At 37.6% G+C, this 23,505-nt stretch carries 19 protein-coding genes and 1 pseudogene; 2 read left to right on the plus strand and 18 right to left on the minus strand.

Features of this window, described 5'->3' with window-relative positions; all coding sequences use genetic code 11:
- The 12 genes and pseudogenes from HBN42_RS06145 to HBN42_RS06200 all read right to left on the minus strand — a co-directional run.
- Positions 1-183: pseudogene (locus tag HBN42_RS06145) on the minus strand (tagatose-bisphosphate aldolase); the annotation flags it as partial.
- Positions 184-191: 8 nt separating this feature from the next.
- On the minus strand, positions 192-1,367 hold the full coding sequence (locus tag HBN42_RS06150; RefSeq protein WP_165994194.1) for an SIS domain-containing protein: 1,176 nt from the start codon (positions 1,365-1,367) through the stop codon (positions 192-194).
- Positions 1,368-1,386: 19 nt separating this feature from the next.
- On the minus strand, positions 1,387-2,109 hold the full coding sequence (locus HBN42_RS06155; protein ID WP_165994195.1) for a GntR family transcriptional regulator: 723 nt from the start codon (positions 2,107-2,109) through the stop codon (positions 1,387-1,389).
- 174 nt (positions 2,110-2,283) lie between these two features.
- A complete protein-coding gene (locus HBN42_RS06160; RefSeq protein ID WP_165994196.1) occupies positions 2,284-3,831 on the minus strand; it encodes a zinc ABC transporter substrate-binding protein AdcA in 1,548 nt (515 codons plus the stop codon).
- A 145-nt stretch (positions 3,832-3,976) separates the two neighbouring features.
- Complete coding sequence (locus HBN42_RS06165; RefSeq protein WP_165994197.1) at positions 3,977-5,374, minus strand: C69 family dipeptidase; 1,398 nt, start codon at positions 5,372-5,374, stop codon at positions 3,977-3,979.
- Between the two features lie 107 nt (positions 5,375-5,481).
- Entirely contained in the window at positions 5,482-6,393 is a 912-nt protein-coding gene (gene whiA / locus HBN42_RS06170) for a DNA-binding protein WhiA (protein WP_165994198.1), read from the minus strand.
- Positions 6,390-7,367 carry a YvcK family protein gene (locus HBN42_RS06175; RefSeq protein ID WP_165994199.1) on the minus strand — a complete coding sequence of 326 codons (978 nt, stop codon included), beginning with the start codon at positions 7,365-7,367 and terminating at the stop codon, positions 6,390-6,392. The genes whiA and HBN42_RS06175 overlap by 4 nt, the downstream gene beginning before the upstream one ends.
- The gene (rapZ, locus tag HBN42_RS06180) at positions 7,364-8,257 is read right to left on the minus strand and encodes an RNase adapter RapZ (protein ID WP_165994200.1); all 894 of its coding nucleotides are present in this window, start codon (positions 8,255-8,257) and stop codon (positions 7,364-7,366) included. Before rapZ ends, HBN42_RS06175 begins: the two co-directional genes overlap by 4 nt.
- Positions 8,258-8,840: 583 nt before the next feature.
- Positions 8,841-10,187: an asparagine--tRNA ligase gene (asnS, locus tag HBN42_RS06185; protein WP_165994201.1), complete on the minus strand. Its 1,347-nt coding sequence runs from the start codon at positions 10,185-10,187 to the stop codon at positions 8,841-8,843.
- 70 nt (positions 10,188-10,257) lie between these two features.
- Positions 10,258-11,439: a pyridoxal phosphate-dependent aminotransferase gene (locus tag HBN42_RS06190; RefSeq protein WP_165994202.1), complete on the minus strand. Its 1,182-nt coding sequence runs from the start codon at positions 11,437-11,439 to the stop codon at positions 10,258-10,260.
- Positions 11,436-11,909, minus strand: coding sequence for a cell wall elongation regulator TseB-like domain-containing protein (locus tag HBN42_RS06195; protein ID WP_165994203.1), 474 nt, complete (start codon positions 11,907-11,909; stop codon positions 11,436-11,438). Before HBN42_RS06195 ends, HBN42_RS06190 begins: the two co-directional genes overlap by 4 nt.
- Before the next feature lie 29 nt (positions 11,910-11,938).
- Entirely contained in the window at positions 11,939-14,401 is a 2,463-nt protein-coding gene (locus tag HBN42_RS06200) for a bifunctional DnaQ family exonuclease/ATP-dependent helicase (RefSeq protein WP_165994204.1), read from the minus strand.
- 289 nt (positions 14,402-14,690) lie between these two features.
- On the opposite strand from HBN42_RS06200, the gene HBN42_RS06205 reads away from it, so the two are divergent.
- The gene (locus HBN42_RS06205; RefSeq protein WP_165994205.1) at positions 14,691-15,326 is read left to right on the plus strand and encodes an MBL fold metallo-hydrolase; all 636 of its coding nucleotides are present in this window, start codon (positions 14,691-14,693) and stop codon (positions 15,324-15,326) included.
- 135 nt (positions 15,327-15,461) lie between these two features.
- Here the strand turns inward: HBN42_RS06205 and ftsX are convergent, their stop codons facing one another.
- From ftsX to HBN42_RS06235, 6 genes are all read right to left on the minus strand, one after another.
- Entirely contained in the window at positions 15,462-16,391 is a 930-nt protein-coding gene (ftsX, locus tag HBN42_RS06210) for a permease-like cell division protein FtsX (protein ID WP_165994206.1), read from the minus strand.
- Positions 16,384-17,076 (minus strand): cell division ATP-binding protein FtsE, encoded by a 693-nt coding sequence (gene ftsE, locus HBN42_RS06215; protein WP_165994207.1) that lies wholly within the window; start codon positions 17,074-17,076, stop codon positions 16,384-16,386. Before ftsE ends, ftsX begins: the two co-directional genes overlap by 8 nt.
- A 36-nt stretch (positions 17,077-17,112) precedes the next feature.
- A protein-coding gene (prfB, locus tag HBN42_RS06220; protein ID WP_165994208.1) for a peptide chain release factor 2 occupies positions 17,113-18,217 on the minus strand; the annotation gives its coding sequence in 2 pieces (ribosomal slippage) (positions 17,113-18,144 and positions 18,146-18,217; 1,104 coding nt in all).
- A 57-nt stretch (positions 18,218-18,274) separates the two neighbouring features.
- Positions 18,275-19,393 (minus strand): tRNA epoxyqueuosine(34) reductase QueG, encoded by a 1,119-nt coding sequence (queG, locus tag HBN42_RS06225; protein ID WP_165994209.1) that lies wholly within the window; start codon positions 19,391-19,393, stop codon positions 18,275-18,277.
- A gap of 843 nt (positions 19,394-20,236) precedes the next feature.
- Complete coding sequence (locus HBN42_RS06230; RefSeq protein WP_165994210.1) at positions 20,237-22,153, minus strand: fructose-1,6-bisphosphatase; 1,917 nt, start codon at positions 22,151-22,153, stop codon at positions 20,237-20,239.
- A gap of 142 nt (positions 22,154-22,295) precedes the next feature.
- Positions 22,296-22,940, minus strand: a complete 645-nt coding sequence (locus HBN42_RS06235) for an HAD family hydrolase (RefSeq protein ID WP_165994211.1) — start codon at positions 22,938-22,940, stop codon at positions 22,296-22,298.
- Between the two features lie 165 nt (positions 22,941-23,105).
- On the opposite strand from HBN42_RS06235, the gene HBN42_RS06240 reads away from it, so the two are divergent.
- Positions 23,106-23,474 carry a hypothetical protein gene (locus tag HBN42_RS06240; RefSeq protein WP_165994212.1) on the plus strand — a complete coding sequence of 123 codons (369 nt, stop codon included), beginning with the start codon at positions 23,106-23,108 and terminating at the stop codon, positions 23,472-23,474.
- Positions 23,475-23,505 lie beyond the last annotated feature (31 nt).

The raw sequence follows: 23,505 nt of genomic DNA on the forward strand, positions 1-23,505 counted from the left end.
GGCTGTGAGTTCTTCAGAAACCAGAGCCTTCAGATCAACCATTTGTTGGCTACTTGGCTGACCCTCTTGATGGGCAGCCATCATCCGTTTCAGAGCACCCCTTTGATCAAAGGCCAGTGCTGAAATAGTGCCATTTTTACTGACTTTTTCTAAAGACTTTCTTTTATTTGTTGTTAAAATCATGGAACCTCCTATTGATAATCATGAATGCTAACACCCTTAACAACACGATTGACTGTTCCGCTAGCTGAAGGTGTATCTGGTAAATTCTTAACTTTGATTGAACTTAATAGGGCAATGATTTGCGCTACCATGATCATTGGAAAGGCAAGGTAGGCATCAGGCAGGTTTTGACTTGAATTCAAAAAGAAATTCTCACCTGAAAAATTAACTTGTCCTCTTTGACCAATAGCAATAACCTTTTTAACAATTTGGTCTGATTCTAATTCCTCTAAGATATCAAGGTCGTATTGTCTGGTATAAGGAAAATTATTAACAAAGACAAAGACTAAGGTTTGGTTGGTCACAAAGGATTTTGGTCCATGTCTAAAGCCCATGGAAGAATCAAAAATAGTGGCTATTTGCCCTGCTGTTAGTTCTAAAATTTTTAACTGTGCTTCACGAGTTAGACCACTTAAACTACCTGAGCCCAAATAGGCTATGCGGTTGAAATCTAAATCAACATAGTTTTGTAAGTCTTGCTCACGACTGATGATGTCTCTGGAGATATGGCAGATGCTCTTAAGGTAGCTTTCTTTTTCTTCCATGCTAGAGGTGATATCAAAAATTAAGAGAGCTGATAACATCATTGATGAGAAGCTTCCAGTCATTGCAAAACCAGCATCATTTGATTTTTCAGGCATCAATAAGACATAATGCTTATCTTGATCTTCACTAGCCAGCTTAGCCAAGGCACCATCCTTAGCACAGGTAATGACTAAATGATAAGCATTGGGAACCAATTGGTTGACTAAATTAAGAGAAGCTACACTTTCAGGACTATTCCCACTTCTTGCAAATGATACCAATAAGACAGTATCTTCTTCATAAAGGTAATAATGGGGTGCTGCTACCAAGTCTGTGGAAGCAATGCTTTGAAAGGAAAAATGCTGACGATCACCATAGGTTTGTAAATAAGAACAAATGGAATTGCCAACATACTCTGAGGTTCCTGCCCCTGTAAAGATTACTTTGACTTTTTTGTTGTTAGCGCTTTCAATTATAGCCTTTAAAAAAGAAGTTATCTCTTCTTTCTTTGTAGAAAAATGTGCAAAGACTTCTTCCCAAATTTCTGGTTGTTGTTTGATTTCACGGGTTGTGATTTCAGCACCTAGTTCAGTCAGTGCTTCTTTTGACAGTTGAAACATAAGTTCCTCCTTCTTGTCTTTATAGCGTTGGTTTATGTGTGATGTGATATCTAAATTGGTCTGCTCTAGCAATTGAAAAAGTACATTCTATCAAAATATTTTTATCATTATAGGTTTTCCGTAACATGTGTAAAACAGGATCTCCCTTTTTGATTCCCAAGAGATCAGCCTCATAATCTAAAGCAATACTGGCGTAAAACTCTTCTTCTGCTAATCTGATCGTCTCTTTATAAATATCAGAGAAGATATCATAGAGGGGCTTTTGTTTTAATAAGTCCATAGTTAAATGAGGAAATATGGCCTCTGGGATATAAGATCTTTCAAACATCATGGGACGCTCATCTGCTAGTCGCAATCTTTCTAGTTCATATGCAACATTTCCCTTATCCATTTCAAAAATTGAAGACAGATGATCTGTCACAGTTGTTTTCCCAAAGGATAGGATTTCTGTTTTAGGAACTTTGCCTAACTTTTTCATTTGTTCTGTAAAGCTATAGCTTGAAGATAGATCCGTTGTTGGCTCCTTTAAGTTGGAAACATAGGTTCCCTTGCCTTGTTTTTTATAAATAAGTCCCCGACTTTCCAGCTCCTTTAATGCTTGGCGAACTGTAATACGACTAACATTGTAAACCTCAATCAGTTCTCTTTCAGATAATAATTTATCATTAGGAGACATGGTCTCTCTGATTTTAATTTCTAAGATATCAACTAATTTTAAATATAAAGGTTGTTCTTTTTTCATTTAGCCTCCAACTGGTTATAACCACTTATAAGTATATTATATCATTTAAATTTTGTCAACAATTTAATAAAAGTTTTTAAAAAAGAAAAAGTCCTAGGCAAGAAGAAAAGCCCTTAGAAAATTAATTCTAAGGACTTTGAGACTGAAAACTTTCAGTTCTTTATCTTTTCTTAATTAGTGTGCATTAATTTCTTGTGCAATTTCACGTCCTGATAAATCAGAATGATAGTAAGTTGGCCAATGTTCCATCTCTGTTAGTAATTTGTCATGTCCTTCACTACCCCAGAAGATATGGAAATGTTCTGCCTTACCTGGTGCTATAGCATGGTCGCTAAATTGGATATATTTGAATTCGCCAGCGTCTTTTTCTTTGGCTTCAAACATATAACGAACACCACGGTTTCCTTTTTTATAATTTAAGATTTTTTTGCCTGAGTACTTATAAGTAAAGGTTTTCTTTTCTCCCTTACGTTCATAAGTTATAGTTTTTTTCTTACCATTGATTTTGATGTGATCGACGTCTGTTTTGTAACCAGTTCTATAATAGTCTTTATACTCTTTGGCTGACATCTTACCATTAGATTTCTTAGCTTTGTATTCCATAACTTGATCTAAGGTTCCATCTTCTAAAAATGGATAAACAGATTGCCAATTACCTGACCAATCTTTTAGTTTACGGTCTTTAACATTTTTATCTTTAAAGTAACCATTGTAAACTGTTTTTGTTTGATCAGATTCTGGTTTAATTTCTTTACCACCACGATCAGTTGTTAACTGAAGGGCTTTAAGGTTTTCACGCATAACGGAAAAGTAATTGTCACCTTTTTTAATTTCTTTAGCTGTTAGACTTTCTAGTGGACTGAGCACAACTGTTTTTACTTTAGCTTCCTTAGCTAGAGACTTAGCTACTTTACTAGAAGCATTTTCTTCAAAATAAATGTATTTAATGTCATACTTTTTGATGTATTTTGATAATTGTGCCAAACGTTTTGGTGAAGGTTCATTGTCAGGAGTAACGCCTGAGATTGGAACTTGGTTCAATCCATAGTCAAGAGCTAAATAACCAAAAGCAGCGTGCTGAGTTACAAAGCTTTTTTGTTTAGCATTTTGTAAGGTATCAGCATATTCTTTATCTAGTTCTTTCAATTTCTCAATGTATTTTTGAGCATTTGTTTTGAACATTTCTGATTTACTTGGGTATTTCTTAGCAAGTGAATCACGAATATTTTCAACAAGTTTTACACTACGGTATGGTGATAACCAAACGTGTGGATCATATTTATGATGATGGTGTTCTCCTTCTTCATGATGATCTCCATGTTCATGATGTTCGTGCTCGTCTCCTTCGACTTCAGCACTGCCATTTAAAACCATATCACCAGTTGCTTTAACAAAAGTAAGGCCTTTAGATTTTTTGGATTTGCTTAGTTTAGATACCCAAGTTTCCATGTTATCATCCATATAGACAAAGGCACCAGCGTCTTGGATCCTCTTCACATCTTTGGTAGATGGTTCAAAATCATGAGGTTCAGTTCCAGCTTTAACAAGCATAGACACATCGCCCTCATTTCCTACGACACCCTTTGTAAATTCATAGACTGGGTAAAAAGTCGTTACTACCTTAACTTTATTATCATCTGCCTTAGCTACTTGTGCTTGACTTAATTGCCATGCAGATGTTAAACCAACAAAACTTATCATTAAAAGAATTTTCTTTTTCATGATTCCTCCTTAATTATTTACCGGTTGAAGTTTTACTGGTTAAGTATATCACACTGAAAATTATTTGCAAGTTTTTTCTATTTTTAATCCAAAAAGGTTCAGAGTCCTTGAAGAACTCTGAACCTTTATTTTTTTAAGGAATAATCTAATCACTAAGACTAAAACGGTTTGTCATCAGGTTACTTGCGTCCAATAAGACCTTGTTCAACAATTCCTGGGTTTGCAGCTTAACATAGTCACTTATTTCTTGATTTTTTTGGCTTAAATCGAGCACTTGACCATCTTCATAGGCAGCATCAACAGCATTTAACATAGCGTAGCCTTGAGCCATAGTTTTTTCAACATAGTTTTCAATATCTGTTTCGTGATGTTTAAAGTGTGGATCAGAAATAGCAGCTATAAGGCGATTCTGCCAATAAAAGCTATCAGTTGAAACATCTTTCTTTGTATTTGTAAAATAGTCTGGGAAACTTTTGACTTGAGTGAAGAAGGGAACCATGGTGTTAAAAGGCATGGAACCATAAGCCATCCACTGGATAGCTGAAATGTCTTCCGGCATATCAGGTCTAAGCTGTAAGATAGCCGTCTGGCTGGTCCTATTAATACCAATAGTCCGAAAAGCCCTTTGAGAGATCTTATTACCTTCAGGTCCATAGGGATCAAAGGAGGTATCCTGATAGTGATTGCTTAAAACATATTTGACATCGTCAATGCTTATCTTTCGATAAGGTTTTTGGCACCAAGGAATAGCAAAGCTTCTAGGATCTTGTTCTATTTCGGGATTTAAAAACTTCTGAATAGCCCAAGCTCGAGGTGTATTGTAGTGTTTATCCTTATCACGTTGGCTACCAAAGGCATAACGAGGGTTAAAATGCTGGTTAGAATAGGTCAAATCTAAATGATGTTTGGCAATAAAGTCCTTCAAATCAGCTGAGCAAAGGTATTCATCAGGATTATTGAACTCAAAATGATCAATACCCAGTTGGTTGGGATTGGTAACATAAACATCATCTGGAACACGACGAGCTATCCAGTGATGACCTCCAATGGTTTCCAACCACCAAATCTCGTCTTTATCTGAAAAAGCAATACCGTTAGACTCGTAAGTACCATAGTGAGTTAAAATATCTCCCAGACGCAGAACCCCTTCTCTAGCAGAATGAATATAAGGCAAAACAAGGGTCAGCATATCTTCTTCACCAATACCATCCTCAGCAAGGGGATCAGCCCCTAAAACACGCGCATTAGTCGTAATAGTCTCAGTAGCACTCATGGCAACATTGACTTCATTGACACCTGCTGCTCCCCATATGCCATCTTCGCCCAAGGCATCAGGAACTGAGCTATAGGTCATGGGATTATCAGGTAGATCAATTGTAAACTTAGATAAAACCGAACGATAAGTTCTAGGCTGCTTATTTGCTGTCACTAGTTCCATTTTTTTAGGAGTAAAGACACCATTTTGGGAATCTTCTGTTCTAGCAACAAGGGTTGAACCATCGTAGGAAGCTTTTTTACCAACTAATATGGTTGTACATGACATAAATCTATCTCCTTTGTTTCTTTTTTTATTATCATAACATAGTTTAGCCGTTCTTTCATTTCTTTATCATAACTATAAGTTTATTAAAAAAGAAGCTAGGCTTCTTTTTAGATATCATTAGCAATTTTATTAATTTTGCGCAAACGATGGTTAACCCCACTCTTAGATAGGGGAACATCTAGGGCATCAGCTATTTGCTGGATAGAATAATCTGGATTGTTAATCCTTAGGTGAGCTATTTGCTGTAGCTCAATAGGGAGAGAATCTAGCCCCACCGTCTCCATTATTTTTATAATATTATTAATGGTCTTCATGCTGGCATTGATTGTCTTAGTAATGTTGGCAGTTTCAGCATTATTAGCCCTATTAATATCATTTCTAGCCTCTCGAAGCATCTTCACAGATTCAAATTCATCCTTGCAAGACATTGCCCCAACAATAATTAAAAAATCCATAATATCTTCAGCCTTTTGCAGATAGGTAATAGCCCCATTTTTATGCTCTAGTGTTTTAGCGTCAAGCATAAATTTATGCAATAGCTGAGCTAAACCTTGAGCATGATCCAGATAAACAGAATAAATTTCAAGCTGATACTTGCCAGACTCCGGATCTCTGATAGTGCCCGTTGCTAGAAAGGCTCCCTTTAAGTAGGCTCTGCCAGCATTATCATCACTTAGGGTTTTAGCTTCAATACCAGTCTCAATGCCAAAAAAAGAATCAGCTAATTTTAAATCAGATAAAATCTTATCAACATCCTGATCAATAAAAACAGTGTAAACACGATTTTTTCGTAAATTTGTTTTTTGATGATATTTTATTTCTGGTATGATATGGTAACTTTTTTCAATCAATGAATAAATATAGCGCGCAATTTTAGCATTTTCAGTCGTTATGGATAAATTCAAGGATTTATTGGAAAGGCTTAAACTACCTGACAGTTTGATAATAGCTGACAACTCCTTCTTATGGCTATCAGATAAATGAACCAACTCTTCTTTAACCTTGGTTGTAAAACTCATAGCTGTCTTTCCCTTACTAAATTCATCAATTCCTCAACGACCAAGCTCCCATCATGGAAGGCACCGCCATTTTTAAGTTGTAAAAAATTAGAAGAAATAATTCTCTTAGCTACTTTTTTTAAGCCTGTAAAATCATGCTCTACTTGAACAAGGTATTCATCAAAACGGTTTGAATACATGTAATCCTGAGGTACTTTTTCAATATTGACCAAAACAGTATCTATCAGGTCCTTTCCCAGATGCCTATTTAAAACCGAAACATGGTCTGAATCTGAGAAATGCTCTGTTTCGCCATATTGGGTCATAATATTACAAATATAGACGATCTCTGCCTTTGTTGTTCTTAAGGCCTCATTAATTTCTGGAATAACAAGATTAGGTAAAATAGAAGTGAAAAGTGAGCCCGGACCCAGGACGATCATATCGCTCTCTAAGATGGTTTGAACCACCTTTCGGCTGGCCTTAGGTTGCTGATTGTTGTAACTATTGGTTACAAAAACATGATCAATCATCCCAGAATAACCAGCAATACTGCTTTCACCTGTAACTACATGCCCATCTTTAAAAACGGCATGCAAGGTTAGGGCGTGCTCACTAGAAGGGTATATTTTCCCAGTAATATGAAAGAACTTAGTCAAGATTTGGATGGCATTATAGGTTGAATTTTGCATCTCCGAAATCCCCGCAATAATGAGATTACCCAAGGGGTGGCCTGCTAGAGGGCCTCCGCTTTCACTAAAGCGATATTGAAAGACTTTTTCATAAAATCTAGGCATATCACTCATGGCAAGCAAGACATTCCTTAAATCTCCTGGCGGGGTTAATTGCATATTCCGCCGCAATTGACCAGAAGAGCCGCCATCATCTGCCACTGTTACAACAGCTCTAATGTCGACATCTTCATTTCTTAAACTTTTTAATATAACTGGTATTCCTGTGCCCCCACCTATTACCGTTATTTTGGGTTTTTTCATGATCGATTTACTGTTTCCTTACGTTTATTTTTATCACGATGGCTTTCATTGACAGTCCAAGCCTCAGCTTCTATGGTTTTAGCCAAACGGTGGGCAAAGGCCACACTTCGATGTTGACCTCCTGTGCAACCGATGGCAATAGTCAATAAGGATTTTCCTTCTTTTTGATAAGCTGGTAAGATTGGTAAAATCAACTCTGTTAAATGTTGATAAAAAACACTTGATTCTTCATGGTTCATAACAAAATCATAGACTTCTTGATCAATACCCGATTTTTCTCTTAACTCTTGTAAATAATAGGGATTAGGTAAAAAGCGAACATCAAAGACCAGGTCGGCATCAAGGGGTAGTCCATATTTAAAACCAAAGCTCACTACTTCTATACGGAAAGGAACCGTATTGGATTCACTAGAGAATTCTTCAGATATGGTTTGTCTTAGTTGTCTTGGTGTTAATTCAGAAGTATCAACAACATGCTGACTCATACTTTTTAAGGGTGCTAAGAGCTCTCTTTCTAACTTGATGCCATCCATAACCCGTCCTGTGGCAGCAAGGGGATGAGAACGTCTGGTTTCCTTATAACGGGCAACCAATTCATTATCTGTTGCGTCAAGAAAGAGGACGCGGAAGTCTAAATCATGATTAGCTTCAAGGTCATCCAAAATCACACTAATTTCTTTGAAGAAACGACGACTTCTCATATCAACCACTAGGGCAACTCTTTTATTTTCATTTGTTTGCTTAAGAATTTCAATGAATTTTGGAACTAAAGTTGGCGGCATATTGTCAATTGTAAAATATCCCAGATCCTCAAAAGACTGAATGGCTACTGTCTTTCCAGCTCCACTCATTCCAGTTACAATTACAAGTTCGATTTTTTTATCTGACATTTCACCAGTTCCTCTCTGCAATATACTTTGCTATACTTTACTTTATCTCATTATAACACAATCAATTAAAGCATGATAATTCTTTTTATTTGGGCATAAGGCAGAGCCTTAAAGAGTTCTATCAATTGCTGAGACCAGCTCTTTTTTCCTAAGTGAGGAAAAGCCGTCTCCCCTTAGCATCCATGCCTAGCTGACAGCCCCAGTGTCTTTATTACCATAAGATTACTTGAAAAATACAAGTTAAAAAGTGATGATCAAGACAAATCATCACTTTAGACTGTAGACAAACTCTATTGGTCTAGGTAAATAGGCTAAGAAGCTCTGCAGGGTATTAATAAATTTCTTATTTCTGCGAGCGTAAGCGAGCTTATTAAAGATACCTCCGCCGTGCTGAAAGTGTCTAAAATGCCTTTAATAGCAACATTTTAAACACCGGGAACTTGCCAGACTTTAGGCTCGAAAGTTAGGTATGGAATTCTTTGGTTTTTTTAAACAGTCACTCCCCTGAATGTTTAACCTGTCCGATAGCACCTAAGGAAGGTATCAAGAAATGAGTTTTTCTATGTTTTCAGCTCTTTTGACCTTATGGTTTAATTCTGTGTAGCATACGTGGGAATGGGATAGCTTCGCGGATATGTTTTGTTCCAGCAACAAAGGTTACCATACGTTCGATACCAATACCAAATCCACCATGTGGGACTGAACCATATTTACGTAAGTCAAGGTAGAATTCATATTCTGATTTATCCATTTCCAGAGCATCCATCTTGGCAACTAAGGCCTCATAATCATCTTCACGCATAGAGCCTCCGATGATTTCTCCGTAGCCTTCTGGTGCAAGAAGATCAGCACACAAAACGCGGTCAGGGTTGCCAGGGACTGGTTTCATGTAGAAGGCTTTAAAGCTTGCTGGATAGTTAACAACGAAGGTTGGCACACCGAAGTAGTTTGAAATCCAGGTTTCGTGTGGTGAACCGAAATCATCACCGTGTTCAAGGTGTTCATAGTCAGTATTTTCATCAGCTTCATGTTCTTGAAGAAGGCTAATAGCATCATCGTAAGAAACACGTTTGAATGGCTCTGCAATATAGCGCTTAAGCGCATCCACATCACGCTCCAGAATTTCAAGGGCTTGCGGCGCACGGTCAAGAACACCTTGGATAAGAGCCTTAACATAAGCTTCTTGAAGGTCAAGGGACTGGTCATGGCTAAGGAATGAATATTCCGCATCCATCATCCAGAACTCAGTCAAGTGGCGGCGAGTTTTAGATTTTTCAGCACGGAAAACAGGACCAAAGTCAAAGACACGACCAAGAGCCATAGCTCCCGCTTCAAGGTAAAGCTGTCCAGATTGGCTTAAGAAGGCTGGAGTACCAAAGTAATCTGTTTCAAATAATTCTGTTGAATCTTCTGCCGCATTGCCTGAAAGGATTGGGCTATCAAACTTAATAAAGCCATTTCGATCAAAGAATTCATAGGTAGAGTAAATAATAGCATTACGAACTTGCATGACAGCCATTTGTTTACGTGAACGCAACCAAAGATGACGGTTATCCATTAAAAAGTCTGTTCCGTGCTCTTTTGGTGTGATTGGGTAGTCTGTTGACTCGCCAATAACTTCCACATCAGTAACATCTAGTTCATAGCCGAACTTTGAACGTTCATCTTCTTTAACAATACCTGTTACATAAACAGAAGTTTCTTGGCTAAGGCGTTTTACAGTATCAAATTTTGCTGTTCCTTCTTCTTCACCAAATTTCTCAATAAAGTTTGGTTTAAAGACTACAGCTTGGAAGAAAGCTGTTCCATCACGTAACTGTAAGAAAGCTAATTTCCCCTTGCCAGATTTGTTAGCAATCCACGCACCTATTTTTATTTCTTCACCGACATGTTTTTTAACATCACTAATTGTTACAAGTTTTTTTAACATAATTCTCTTTTCCTAATCTCTGATTTAATTAATACTTTTATGTTCTGACACCTACTAAAGCGCCTTCTGCTTACTTTTCCATAAAGTTTTTCAAACGCCTAATGGCTTCTTTTAGGGTGTCTAGGTCTGTAGCATAGCTTAAACGCACATTTTCTGGGGCACCAAATCCAGCACCTGTGACTAGGGCAACTCCAGCTTCTTCCAAAATGGCATTAGTGAAGTCTGTCACGTCTGTAAAGCCCTTCATTTCCATTGCCTTTTTCACATTGGGAAAGAGGTAGAAAGCTCCTTGTGGTTTAAGGACTTCAAATCCTGGAACCTGGCAAAGCAAGGGGTAAATGGTATTAAGGCGTTCTTCAAAAGCCTGACGCATGATTTCATTTGCCTTTTGATCACCAGTGAAAGCTTCTATAGCTGCATATTGTGAAACAGTGGCCAAATTTGATGTCGTTTGACTGACTATTTTACCCATAGCTTCAATAATGTCAGGATTTCCAACTGCAAAACCTACTCGCCAACCTGTCATAGAATAGGTTTTAGCGACACCGTTGACTGTTATTGTTTGCTTTTTGATAGCCTCTGATAAGCTTGACATTGGGGTAAAGTGGTTACCATTATAAACCAGATAACCATAGATATCATCTGCTAAAATGAGAATATCATGCTCTACAGCCCATTGTCCAATTGCTAGGAGCTCATCCTTACTGTATATCATTCCTGTCGGATTTGAAGGAGAATTGATCAACAAGACCTTTGTTTTTTCAGTCCGGCTAGCCTCTAGTTGCTCTACAGTAACTTTAAAGTTATTCTCTTTTTTGGCTTCTACAAATATGGGAACCCCATCTACCATTTTAACCTGTTCAGCATAAGAAACCCAATAAGGAGTTGGAATAAGCACCTGATCTTCTGGATCCAAGACAGACATAAAAAAAGCATACAAAACATACTTGGCACCTGTTGCGGCCATTATTTCCTTGTTATTAACCTCATAACCATAACGTTTCTTCATAAAGTGAGCAATGGCATCTTTTAGTTCCACCATACCACTGGCTGCAGTATAAAAACTTGCCTTGCCATTTTCAATAGACTGGATAGCCTTTTCTTGAATATGCTTAGGTGTTACAAAATCAGGCTCTCCAAGAGTCAGACTTAGGATATCTCGACCTTCTGCCTTTAGGACTTTCGCCCTAGTACCAGCAGCCATTGTCACACTTTCTTCCATATTTAACACACGTTTTGATAACTTGGTCATGTAACCTCCTTCTTCAATACCTTGCTAGACTCAAAATCAATGAGGTAGAAGGTATTTTTTGTCTTCACTTCCCAAATAGCCCTATGGTTTTCTCTTCCGAAGGTAACCTTATCAATTTTACTACCTTCTTTTCTTTGCACTATCTGGCTGGCCTTCTTGGCACTGATGCCATCTTCAGGATGATAGGAATAGATTTTATCTCGTTTTTCATTGATAGTCAGAAATATAGTCTTTTGATTCTTATCCTTACCTTTAATAGTGTAATAGCTCTGTGAACCATTATAAAAGTCAATGCCTAAAACTTGTGACAGACTTGTTTGAGACTTTGCAAAAGTGACAAGTTTTGATTTCAAGGCTATTCTATCTTTTAATGAAAAATAAAATAATGACATTATCCCGATAAAAACTAATAAAACAAGGTTTGCCATGGTATAGCTCAGCCATTTCACCTTAAGATTATTGGTTTCCATAATGCCTCCTTAAAATGTGATCTCATCTATTATATCAGAAAATGATCTATAGAGACTAGAGACTTCTTAAATTTTTCTTGGGAAAGAAGGAATTCTCCTTCCAAGCTTTCCATAATTTGCTGACCATATGTCTTGGTGAGAATTCTTTTATCTAAAATGACAATGGCTGATTTTTGATTGTCTCGTCTCATTGTTCTACCAATAGCCTGCTTTAATTTTAAGATAGCCATGGGTAAAAAATAATCTTTAAAGGGAGATTTCCCCTGCGAAGACAGGTAAGCATTCATCTTTTTGAGAAACTGATCCTTTGGATTATCAAATGGCAATCGAGTGATAACCTCTATCATCCGATCAGCATGGATAAAATCAACACCTTCCCAGAATGCCCCCATACCAAGGAGGATCCCTTGTTCTCCCCTATCAAAACGGTTTTTAATATTAGTAGCGTTACCATTTTTTTCTTGAGTCAGATGGCTAATATTCCACTGGTCTAAGAGATCTGAAACCATTAACATATGCTTACGTGAATTAAAAAGTACTAATATTGGCTTTTGAAGTTCTTTTAAAGAAGTGATCCTGTTTGCTATCTCTTGACTATAGTCAAGATCAGTCAGCTCGCTTATCAAAGGCATGTCTTGGTCAATCACAACCAATTGATTGGCCGTCTTATCCTTGTCAATTTTGGCATAGCTATAGGCGTCAAAGCCCAATAAGTTGGCCAAGCTGACCTGCGGACTAATTTGCAGGGTGGCCGAAATAAAGTAGGTTTTAAGTGTTTCTGGTAAAAAATGATTAAAATTAATGAAATAGCGGCTGGCTCTATTCAAATAGGTTATCCTCTTATCTGCCTCTGCTTGACTGTTTAGCCAATAATCAGCTTCCTCATCCTTAAAAAAGTCTTTTAAGTGGGTGAAGTCCTCCAAGGGCAGCTCTTTAACCAGAGACCTCACATTTTCCAAAGTCGCTATCTGATCAAGCCTTTGATTGTTTTGATAATAGTTACTGACCAATTGACTGAACTCAAAGGACAAACTTTCTAACAAGCGTTTTTCTAAGAGAGTTCCTCTTAAAGGGAGCTGATCCTTGAGTTCCTGTAAGAGTGCTGTCAGATTAAGCTTCCTGCGTGATAGGTTTTCTAACTGAATCACCAAACGCTGGGCTTCATCAAAAACTAAGATTTTCCCTTTGGCAAAATCCTTATCATCTTCAACACGATGTAAAAAGTAAGCATGGTTGGTCAAAAGAACACTGGCATTCTTAGCCTTCTCATAGCTTCTTCTCCAAAAATCATAGTCATAAAATGGCGAGCTTAAAGGGACTTCCCCATCATGTTCCAATTGCTCAAAGTAGGCTGCAAAACGCTGTTTCTGTTTGATTTCATCCAAATCACCCGTCTCAGTCTCTAACAACCAGACCAGTAGCTGCATCTTGTAGCGGTTGACCAAGGAATTGTCATCCAAGTGAGCCAGACTTTTTTCAAAGGAATCTAATTTCAGATAATTTGCTGGCCCCTTCAGACTGTGGCAATCAATCTGATAATTTTCCTTCAAAGAATGGAGCTCCTTAACCATCATCTGATCCTGTAAAATCTTAGTCGGAACAGAAACCAAGATCTGCTTTCCTTCTGCTTTTGCCAGTAAAGGTAGAAGATAGCCATAGGTCTTTCCAATCCCTGCCTGAGCCTCAATAAAGCTTGGAAAAGCTTCCTGAAAAGAACTATCCACCAGCTTTGCAAACTTTTCTTGCAGAGGCCTTTCTTCTAAGCCTAAGAGAGCCACATTGATCTCAAATTTTTGGGACAATTTTAAAGGCCTTAAGGAAGCCTCTTTTTTCCTTACCAAGAGGGAATTCATTTTAACAAATTGCTTCTTAGAATAACTTTTAGAAGTTGCTAGAGCCTCTTCAATAACAAGACCTGTCTCAAAAATCAAACTATCTTTAAACCTTACAAGCTCTTCAATCGTCTCTGTAGGCAGACTCTTAATTTTTTCTTGAATTTTGAGGAAAAGTTTGGCTGTCGCCATAGCATCCGCTATAGCAGTGTGGGCATCTGATAAATGAAGATCCAAATTTTCTGACAGATTGCTTAGATTGTACTTCTCCAAGCTTGGAAAAAAGACTTGTGCTAGTTCAACTGTGTCAATCCTTGGAGTCCGTAGCTCATACCCTTCCATAAATAAGGCTTCGGCTAGTAAATTAGCATCAAACTTAACATTATGTGCAATAAATATGCAATCTTGGATTAAGGAAAAGATATCCCCTGCCACCTGAGAAAATTCAGGAGCCTTGGCCAGTTGTTGATCACTGATACCAGTTAGGGATTTGATATGTTCAGATAAGGGTTCATGCGGGTTTACATCTGTCTGATAGGTAGTGATAATCTCTTGGTTTTCAATAATGACAATACCTACCTGAATAATGCTAGCTGTCGAGCCTGCATTAGTCGCTTCTAAATCAATGACAGCATATTTTCTTTTAGATTCATTGGTCATAGTACACCTATTATATCACTTTTTAGAAGGCAGATGAAAGCCCAAAGTCCGCTCTAACCAGTTTTTAAACAGACAAGTTTTAAGAGACCAAGGTTAGGATTTGTAGGACAGGATTTTTCCTTCTTTAAAAAGAAAAGAAATTAGTCCACCACTGCCAGCTCAGAACCCTCAAAACTGCTATTTTTCACTTTATTTTCAAAGAATTTTCACTCACCAAAATGTCTTCATAAATCTGTCAGAAAAGGAGTTTTTCTTAGGTTATTTGAGAATTTTTTGTTACACTTAGTTTATGAAAATCTTTACTATTATTAACCCTGTCGCAAGTGAAAACACCTACTTACTTTCGAATGATGAAGCTAGCATTGTCATTGATCCAGGAAGTGATGAGCAAAAAATTATCAAGAAGCTAAAGGAGTTGGGAAAGCCTCTTGTTGCTATTTTACTGACCCATGCTCATTTTGATCATATCATGAGTCTAGATGCTGTTCGAAAGGCTTTTAACTTTCCACCTGTCTATGTTTCTGCTAAGGAAGCCACTTGGCTTTATAGTCCCAAGGATAATCTTTCAGGTTTAATTAGACATGCTGATATCCCAGATGTTTTGGCTAAACCAGCAGAAAAACTTTTCGCCACCGACACCCACTATAAACTTAGTGGTTTTGACTTTACCATAGTTGAAACACCGGGCCATTCTATTGGAAGTGTCTCTCTGATCTTCCCAAAAGAAGACCTAGTCTTTTCAGGAGATGCCCTATTTAGAGAAAGCATTGGAAGATCAGATCTGCCTACTGGTAATCATCAAAGCCTTTTAGACTCTATCAAAAAGCAACTCTTTAGCCTACCAGACCATTATAAGGTCTATCCTGGACATGGTCTTGCCACCACCATTAGCCACGAGAAAAATTTCAATCCTTTTTTGCAATAAAAAAGTTCTTATCAGTCAAAAACACCGCTACAAGATGATCTTGTGGCGGTGTTTTTCTTAGTATCCTCTTCATTATCGCACTAAGGTATCAAAAAAGATTGAAGAAAAGAGACCTTTCTTCAATCCAGCAAAACCTTAAAACTTAAGATAACGTCGCATAGATAGCATAGAACCAACTGATCCAATAAAGATACCAATAAGGAATAAGGCAACTATTAAAATATAGACATAATAATTAATAGGGTACATTGACAATCCATTTAATTGTAACTCTGGCATGAAATGTCTGTAAGCAAATTCATAGAGATAATAGATCAAAATAGATGGTAGGATAGCTCCTAAAAGGCCAACCCAAGCTCCCTCGAAGAAAAAGGGGCCACGGATATAGGAGTTTTTAGCCCCAACAAGTCGCATAATCTCAATATCTCTTTGACGGTTCATGATTGTCATACGAATAGTATTAGAAATCAACAAGATGGCTACAATCAAGAGTAAAGCTGTTCCAATGAGTCCCCAAGTCTTAATGAAAGAAGAGAATTTGAAGAGTTTATCTGAGTTAATCCCACCGTAATCAACATCTTCAACGCCTTTTATTTGCTTAATTTTTTTACTTACTGTTTTCACTTGAGAAGGCTTTTTAGTTTCAACAATGTAAATGTCTTGGAGAGGATTTGTATCTTTATCATACAATTTCCAGACATCGCCCATGCTGTCTTGAAGCTTCTTCAACTGTTCATCTTTACTGGAAAAAGTAATCTTATCAACATTCTTAAGCTTGGCAATTTGGTTGTAAACCTTATGGTAGTCATCGTTAGCAACCTCTTTACCATCAACCTTCTTTATAAACTTAGCAGCATCTGTTGAATCAACCTGCAAGTAAGTGTTGATTTGTATATTACTTTGAACACCTGAAGCAACCCGTTCAATATTTAAAAGTGCTGCCGCAAAAATACCGACAAGTGTTAAGGTAACAGCAACTGAACTAACAGCAGCTAAAGTCATCCAAAGGTTTCTCTTCAGATTCTTTATAGATTCCCATAGGTGGCGAAAAAAATATCTAATCATCGTAACCGTATTCTCCTTCCTCTTCATCACGGGCAATACGTCCAGCTTCTATCGCAATAACGCGATGGCGAAGCGTGTTAACGATATGGCTATTATGAGTGGCCATCAGAATAGTCGTCCCTTGTAAGTTAATTCTTTCTAAGAGTTGCATAATTTCCCATGAAATTTCCGGGTCTAAATTTCCAGTCGGTTCATCAGCAATCAAGAGCTTGGGATTGTTGACAATGGCCCGAGCAATGGCAACACGTTGTTGCTCACCACCTGATAATTGATTTGGGAAAGAGCGCATCTTATGCTTCAAGCCAACAAGTTCTAGGATTTCAGGAACACGTTTTTTGATATGTTTACGTCTTTCACCAATAACTTCCATGGCATAGGCAACATTTTCAAAGACTGTTTTTCTTGGTAAGAGTTTATAATCTTGGAAAATGACACCAATACTACGACGAAGAATGGGAATATCTTTTTTTCTTAATTTTGTTAAATCAAATTCCCCTACATAGAGAGAACCACTGGTAACTTTTTCTTCTCGGTAGAGCAATTTGATCAAACTGGACTTACCTGCACCAGATGGCCCAACCAAGTAAACAAATTCACCCTGGTTTACTGAAAAATTAAGATCTCTCAAGGCTGTGGTTGACCGGCGGTATTTCTTTGAAACACCTTTCATTTCAATTAATGCCATTATTTTCTTCTTTCTTTGTACTACATTCTAAAGCTTTTAGGAGTTATCATTCATGCGCCATTTCAGATAAGCATCAATGAAGCCCTCAATTTCTCCATCCATCACCTTATCCACCTGAGCTACTTCAAAGTTGGTTCTGTGATCCTTAACCATTGTATAAGGTGTGAAGACATAGGAACGAATTTGACTGCCCCAGGTAATTTCTTTTTTATCACCCTTTAAAGCATTGACTTCTTCAGCCTTTTTCTCTTGCTCTAATTGATAAAGTTTGGCCTGCAACATCTTCATTGCTCGGTCTCGGTTTCCATACTGGGTTCTATCAACGGTTGAAGCAACGACAATACCAGTCGGAATATGGGTTAACCTTACTCCTGTCGAAACCTTATTAACGTTCTGACCTCCTGCACCACCAGACCTAAAAGTATCCATCTTGATATCCTCATCTCTGATATCAACTTCAATGGTATCATCCAGTTCTGGCATCACTTCAACTGAAGTAAAGGATGTGTGCCGTCTTTTTGCAGAATCAAAAGGTGAAATACGAACTAAACGGTGAACTCCCATCTCAGATTTTAGTAAACCATAGGCATTTGGGCCTTCAAAAGATAGGGTGACTGACTTAATACCAGCTTCATCACCAGCTTGATAATCCAAGGTTTCAACCTTAAAACCTTTGGCATTACCAAAACGTGTATACATCCGATAAAGCATATCCGCCCAATCCTGCGCTTCTGTTCCTCCTGAACCAGGATGGATTTCTAAGATAGCATTATTGTGATCATAGGGCTCAGATAAGAGTAAGCTCATCTCATAAGTGGTCAAGAGTTGATCAAGTTTAGCAAGGCTTTCTTCCAGCTCCTGCTGAACAGAATCATCTTCATCTAACATTTCAAGGAAGAGCTCTGTTTCTTCAGACAGGTCTTCCATATGATGGTAAGTATCAAAGGTTACCTTTAGTTCATTTAATTCTTGAGATGTCTTTTGCGCTGCAATATTATCATCCCAAAAATCCGGTTCAGTCATTCGATTTTCAAGTAAAGCAATCTCTTCTTCTAAAGCATCTAAGTCAAAGAGACCTCCTGAAGCTAGTCAACTTCTCTTTGTTCTCTTCTATTTTTTGGCGAATTTCTGACACTTCCATTTTCTTACCTCTTTTATTTTTTATCTTTCATGTTTTACATATTTTAACACAATGATTTTAGAATTGCCATTTTGCACGGACCAGCTCTAATTCTTTTTGGCAATTGTCATCTTCAAAATGCAGAGACCTCATAAAGTCAATCATGCTCTGCTCTGGTTTTTTGACAATCTCACTTAAGGCCCAAATGGCTGTCGCTGTGTGTATGCTATTGTTGTTTTTATCTATAATTTCCATCAACTTGACAATAGCTGACCGATCATGACCATTGGCAAGAGCTATGATGGCATTGCGCTGTAGGATATTCTTCCCCCGCCAGGCGGCTGCTACCTTACCGAACTTTTCTTTGAAAGTCGTGTTTGATAGCTCCAAAAAAGGAATCAATTCAGGCTGAGCAAGTTCTGGATCAATCTCGCTAGCCATTGGATTACTGATTCCTTTATTATAAGGGCAAGCTATTTGACAAATATCACAACCATAGATGACTGTCTTAATTTTCTTTCGATATTGCAGAGCCATCATACCCTTATCCTGTGTTTGAAAGGATAGACATTCCTTGGCATTCATGCTGCCATCCCCTATTAAACAAGAGGTAGGACAGGCATCAAGGCACCTGGTGCAATCACCACAATCATAATCAACAGGCTGATCAGGTTCAATTTCTAAATTGGTAATGAGTTCTCCCAAGTACATGTAGGAGCCATACTCCTTAGAAATGACCAGACCATTTTTACCTATAAAGCCAATGCCCGCACGCCTTGCAACGGCAGTATCAACTAAAGCCCCTGTATCAACCATTCCCTTATACTCAAAGTTCTCACTTAATTTCTCAATGCCCTGAGCTAGCCTGTTCAACTTATCCTGTAAAACATAGTGGTAGTCCAAGCCCCAAGAATTAGGAGTTAGTTTCCCTCGTTTAAAGTTGGTTTTTTCTGGGGCAAATGGTAATTTATGGGGATAAGCAACAGCTATTGAAATAATGGTCTTAGCTGATGACAACGATAATTTGGGTCTAATTCTTTCTTCAATGTTTTTATGCTCAAATCCGCTAGTTCTTCCTTCTTCTTGGGCCAAACGCAAAGATTTTTCTAAATAATCAAAATCATCTGCCGTGGTAAAACCAATTTTAGAAATACCAATGTCATTAGCAAGCTTAATAATTTCTGCCTTAACATCCATACTACTATCATAAAGTAAAAGTATAAAGACTTCAAGACTAAGGAATTACTATTTGTAACAATTATTAAAATAGAGTGACAAATTAGTATTGGCCTTGCCGCACATTATTTTTGAGACTAGCACGTGAGAAGAAGGCTCCATTTTTTCTAGGAAGATATAGCAAAAAGGCCCTCAAAAAGAGAGCACTTTTTACTTAAAAGAGAAAATAATTAGCTGAGACAAGCATTTACATTTACTCTTTATTATTGATAATAATTAATTTTGGACCTATGTCCTCTTCAAATAGGATATAAACTTAGGAGAATAGAAGGAACTCCTTTATTGATATGGTGACAATAATTGGGGGCATTTAACTAGAATGTTCTTTTAAAAAAAGATAGTTGTTAATCCACATCCACAAGCTTTCGTAAAACCTTCTTTATAACCTTTATTATACTGCTTTTTTAAATCAGGTTCACTATGATATTTTGCAGTACCCTGATAATAATGCCCTAGCTGTTCAGCAGTAATACTACCTTTTTGAGTTTTATGATCTTCACCATCTCTTTGTCCATGCCTGAACCCTTTATCCCTTGGGCTTTTATCTGGAAGATCTTGGTCGTCTTTCCTCCTTTCTTCCTCTTTTCTCCTTACTTCGGCATCAAGACCTTCTTCCTCGTCTTCTTCACCTTCATCTCAGAAAACTTAATAAGGACATTTAAGTCCCAACATAGAAAAAAATCTCCTACTTCAAAGAAGCAGAAGATCTTAAAGGCAAGCAGCTTCTGCTCCACCTCAAAAAAGTTTCAAAAGATTGCAGAAAAAAGACTTTTTCTACAATCCGAGCTTACAAAGTTCAAGACTTTAATAATGATCAAAATTCTGGTAAAGATAATTCAAATCTGAAATCTCTTGTAAGAGAGCTTTGCCATTGTCAGTCTCCTTAACCAGGGTTCTTTGGCTAACCTCTTCTACCAAACGCTTGATAAAAATAATATCTCCCTTACCCTGCAAAACGTCCTGGACTGATGAGAAAGGCTTGTGAGCTACCAGTTCTAAACCATAGCTATTAGAAATCAGGGTATAGCCAGCAATCCCTGTCTTTTTCTGGTACCCCTTTGCCAGACCACCATCAATGATAATCATCCGCCCATTGGCCTTAATAGGGGTCTCTCCTACCTTTTCCTTTACAGGAGTATGTCCATTAACAATGTGAGCAGACTTATCTAAGCCAAATTCTCTCAGGATCCTTAAGCAGATATCTTCTCTGCTCCGCAATTGATAATAAGGATTCTTGATTTCTTCATGACACTTTTTATCTGCTATATAATAACGTTCAAAGGTGGTCATGCGGTTCTTACCAAAGAGTGACGACACCTCCCCGCACCAGAGGTACCAGAACAGATCTGTTTCAAAGTCTTCGTGGCTGTCTTTTCTTTTATGGGACTTCAAGACCTCTTCTTGAAAATATTCTAATAAGGCTCGGCCAGAATAAACTTTCCCATTAAAAATCATGGATTTAAAATCACCATTTTCATGCATTGGCATGCAGCCATGAAAGAGCAGATGGTTATTAGAGATGGAATAAATAGCACCTTTTTCAATCAGAAAATCAATCTGATCATTTAATTTTTGAGAATTTTGGAAACGATACATCAAGCCCTGCAAGATCTTAGCTTCCTCATCAGTCAGCTGATCCGGCCTTTCCCAATTAATCATCTCGTAGGGGAAAGACTGTAGTGGGTAGCTATTTTCTCCAATTTTAATGGTCTTAGCTTCCCTATCAATCTTTGAAAAGAGGTTTGAGGCTTCCATATTAAACTGTGGTCTTCTTTTAATGAGCTGATGTTCTAGTTTAAATTGTAAAAGAGCTGTAGCCTGCTGCAATTTGTTTAGCAGTATTTTGTCACTTTGGGAAATATCTTCATCATCAAGGATTGGGACAAAAACCTCTTCTTCCTCAAAATACCTTTGACTATAGTCGATGAGACTTCTTAAATTAATCCCATAGCGATCTTCAATCAAATCAATGCTATTATATCTAGCAGCAATCCTGATCACATTAATCATACAAATATAAGAACCAGAAACAGCGCCTATCCATGTAATATCATGATTGCCCCACTGAATATCAATCTTGTCGAACTCTCTTAAACGGTCAATAATCAAATCAGGATAGGGTCCCCGATCAAAGATGTCACCAACAACATGCAAATGATCAATTGACAATTTTTGAATCAAAACAGAAAAAGCAATAAACAAATCATCTAATTGTCCTAGTTCTGTGACCTTAGAAATGATAGCCTGATAATAGGGCTTTTTATTCTTATCTGGCTGCTCTTCCATTAACAATTCATCCATAATGTAGGCATAGTCTTTAGGAAATTTTTTTCTGACCTTAGATCTGGTGTATTTTCCCCCAATATAATGAACCAGTTGCAGGAGATCTGGTAAATAGTCCCTTAACTCCTCAATCACTTCTACCTTTGTCAACATTTCCTGCTTTTGCTCAATTTTTTCTACTGGATAGTAAATGTATTGGCAGAGACTTTCCATATCTTCTGCTGACTTGTCTGGGAAACATTCTTGGATCTTCTTTCTGATTGATCCTGACCCATTTCTCAATAGATAATCAAATGCTTGATATTCGCCGTGCAGATCGCTGAGGAAATGTTCCGTCCCTTTTGGCAGATGGCAAATAGCATCCAAATTAATCATCTCCGTTATCAAAGCAGACTTGGTGGGAAACTTTTCCTTTAACAATTTATAATAACATGACATCTAAGGTCAAACTCCTTTCAAATGGAGCTGGGCAACTAGACCAGCTCAGCTTTGGTCTAACCTTATTTTAAAACTTTGTGTCTATTATTTCCAGTAAAAGTTGAAAACGCATCCATAAAACTCTAAAAAAGAGTAGGAACTTTTATAAAAGCCCTAATTCTTCTTGGAGTTGACTAAGGTTTTCAATCACTTTAGTAGCCTGACTTTGATTAATGCCATAACGCTTATCCTTAATGGCATAGACCTGAATATTGGCACCCTTAGCAGCAGCAATACCCTTTTGACTATCTTCCACCACGAGCAGTTCTTCCTTGGGTAGTCCTAATCCTTCCTTGGCTTTTAGGTAGATCTCTGGATCTGGCTTTGCTCTTCTGACATCTTCTCTAGCCAGATAAAAATCAAAGTACTCTTCCATCTGACAGCAAGCTAGAGCACGTTTGACATCTTTCTTGTTAGAGTTAGAGGCCAGAGCCATCCTTATCCCTGCCTTTTGAAAAACTTGCAAACTTGAGATAACCTGGGGAAAAAGAAGATCCCTGTATGGCGCCTTATGTTCATCCTTATACTGCTCATAAGAACGGTGGAACTCTGCAGCATTTTCTTTGTCAAAGTCTTGACCCAGCACCTTGTCCCAAAGCCCCTGCAAATTCCCCCCAATGAAATCTTTTGCCTCCATATGTTGAACGCTGATGCCTACTTGATCCAGAAAACGACCTCGTCTGTCAATATAAAAAGGCTCTGTATCAAATAAGACACCGTCCATATCAAAAATAATTCCTTTAATCATTAGCAGTCCTCCTTAGCAATAGTCTATCATAATTAGCCATCTATGGGAGATTTTGTTAAAATAGAAGCATCATAAAAGAAGAAGAAAAAGTAAAGAATAAGGACTTAAAGGCAGCTCAGTTGGCAAGCTCTGCCTTATTCTTAAAAACTACTACAAAGGAAGCTCATGAAAGTTAAAAGACAAACACATTTTTCAAAACTCGGTGCCAAAATCAGACTATATGTAGGAAAAGACCATAGGCTAGATTTACAAAATGGCCAGGAAATTTCCATTGATTTGGCCGACAAAAAAGAATCTCTAAGGATCAGACACAGCCTGCAAAAACCCATAGTGGTTGAAGATAAAGACAGCCTTTTAATTGTTGATAATCCTATCAACGTCATAAGCTTCTGGTTTGGGGTTCTCCTTGTTTTAGGAAGCCATGTCATCTTTGATTTTGATTCAAAGATCTTAATTTACCTAACAGCCATTGGTTTAGGCCTTATTATTATCAGCTACCTCATACCTAGATTTAAGTGGCAGAAAATAAAGTAAAGTCAGCCCCCTAGCTCTTAACCTTAGAGTG

The sequence above is a fragment of the Streptococcus catagoni genome, from assembly GCF_011421425.1.
GTDB lineage: Bacteria > Bacillota > Bacilli > Lactobacillales > Streptococcaceae > Streptococcus > Streptococcus catagoni.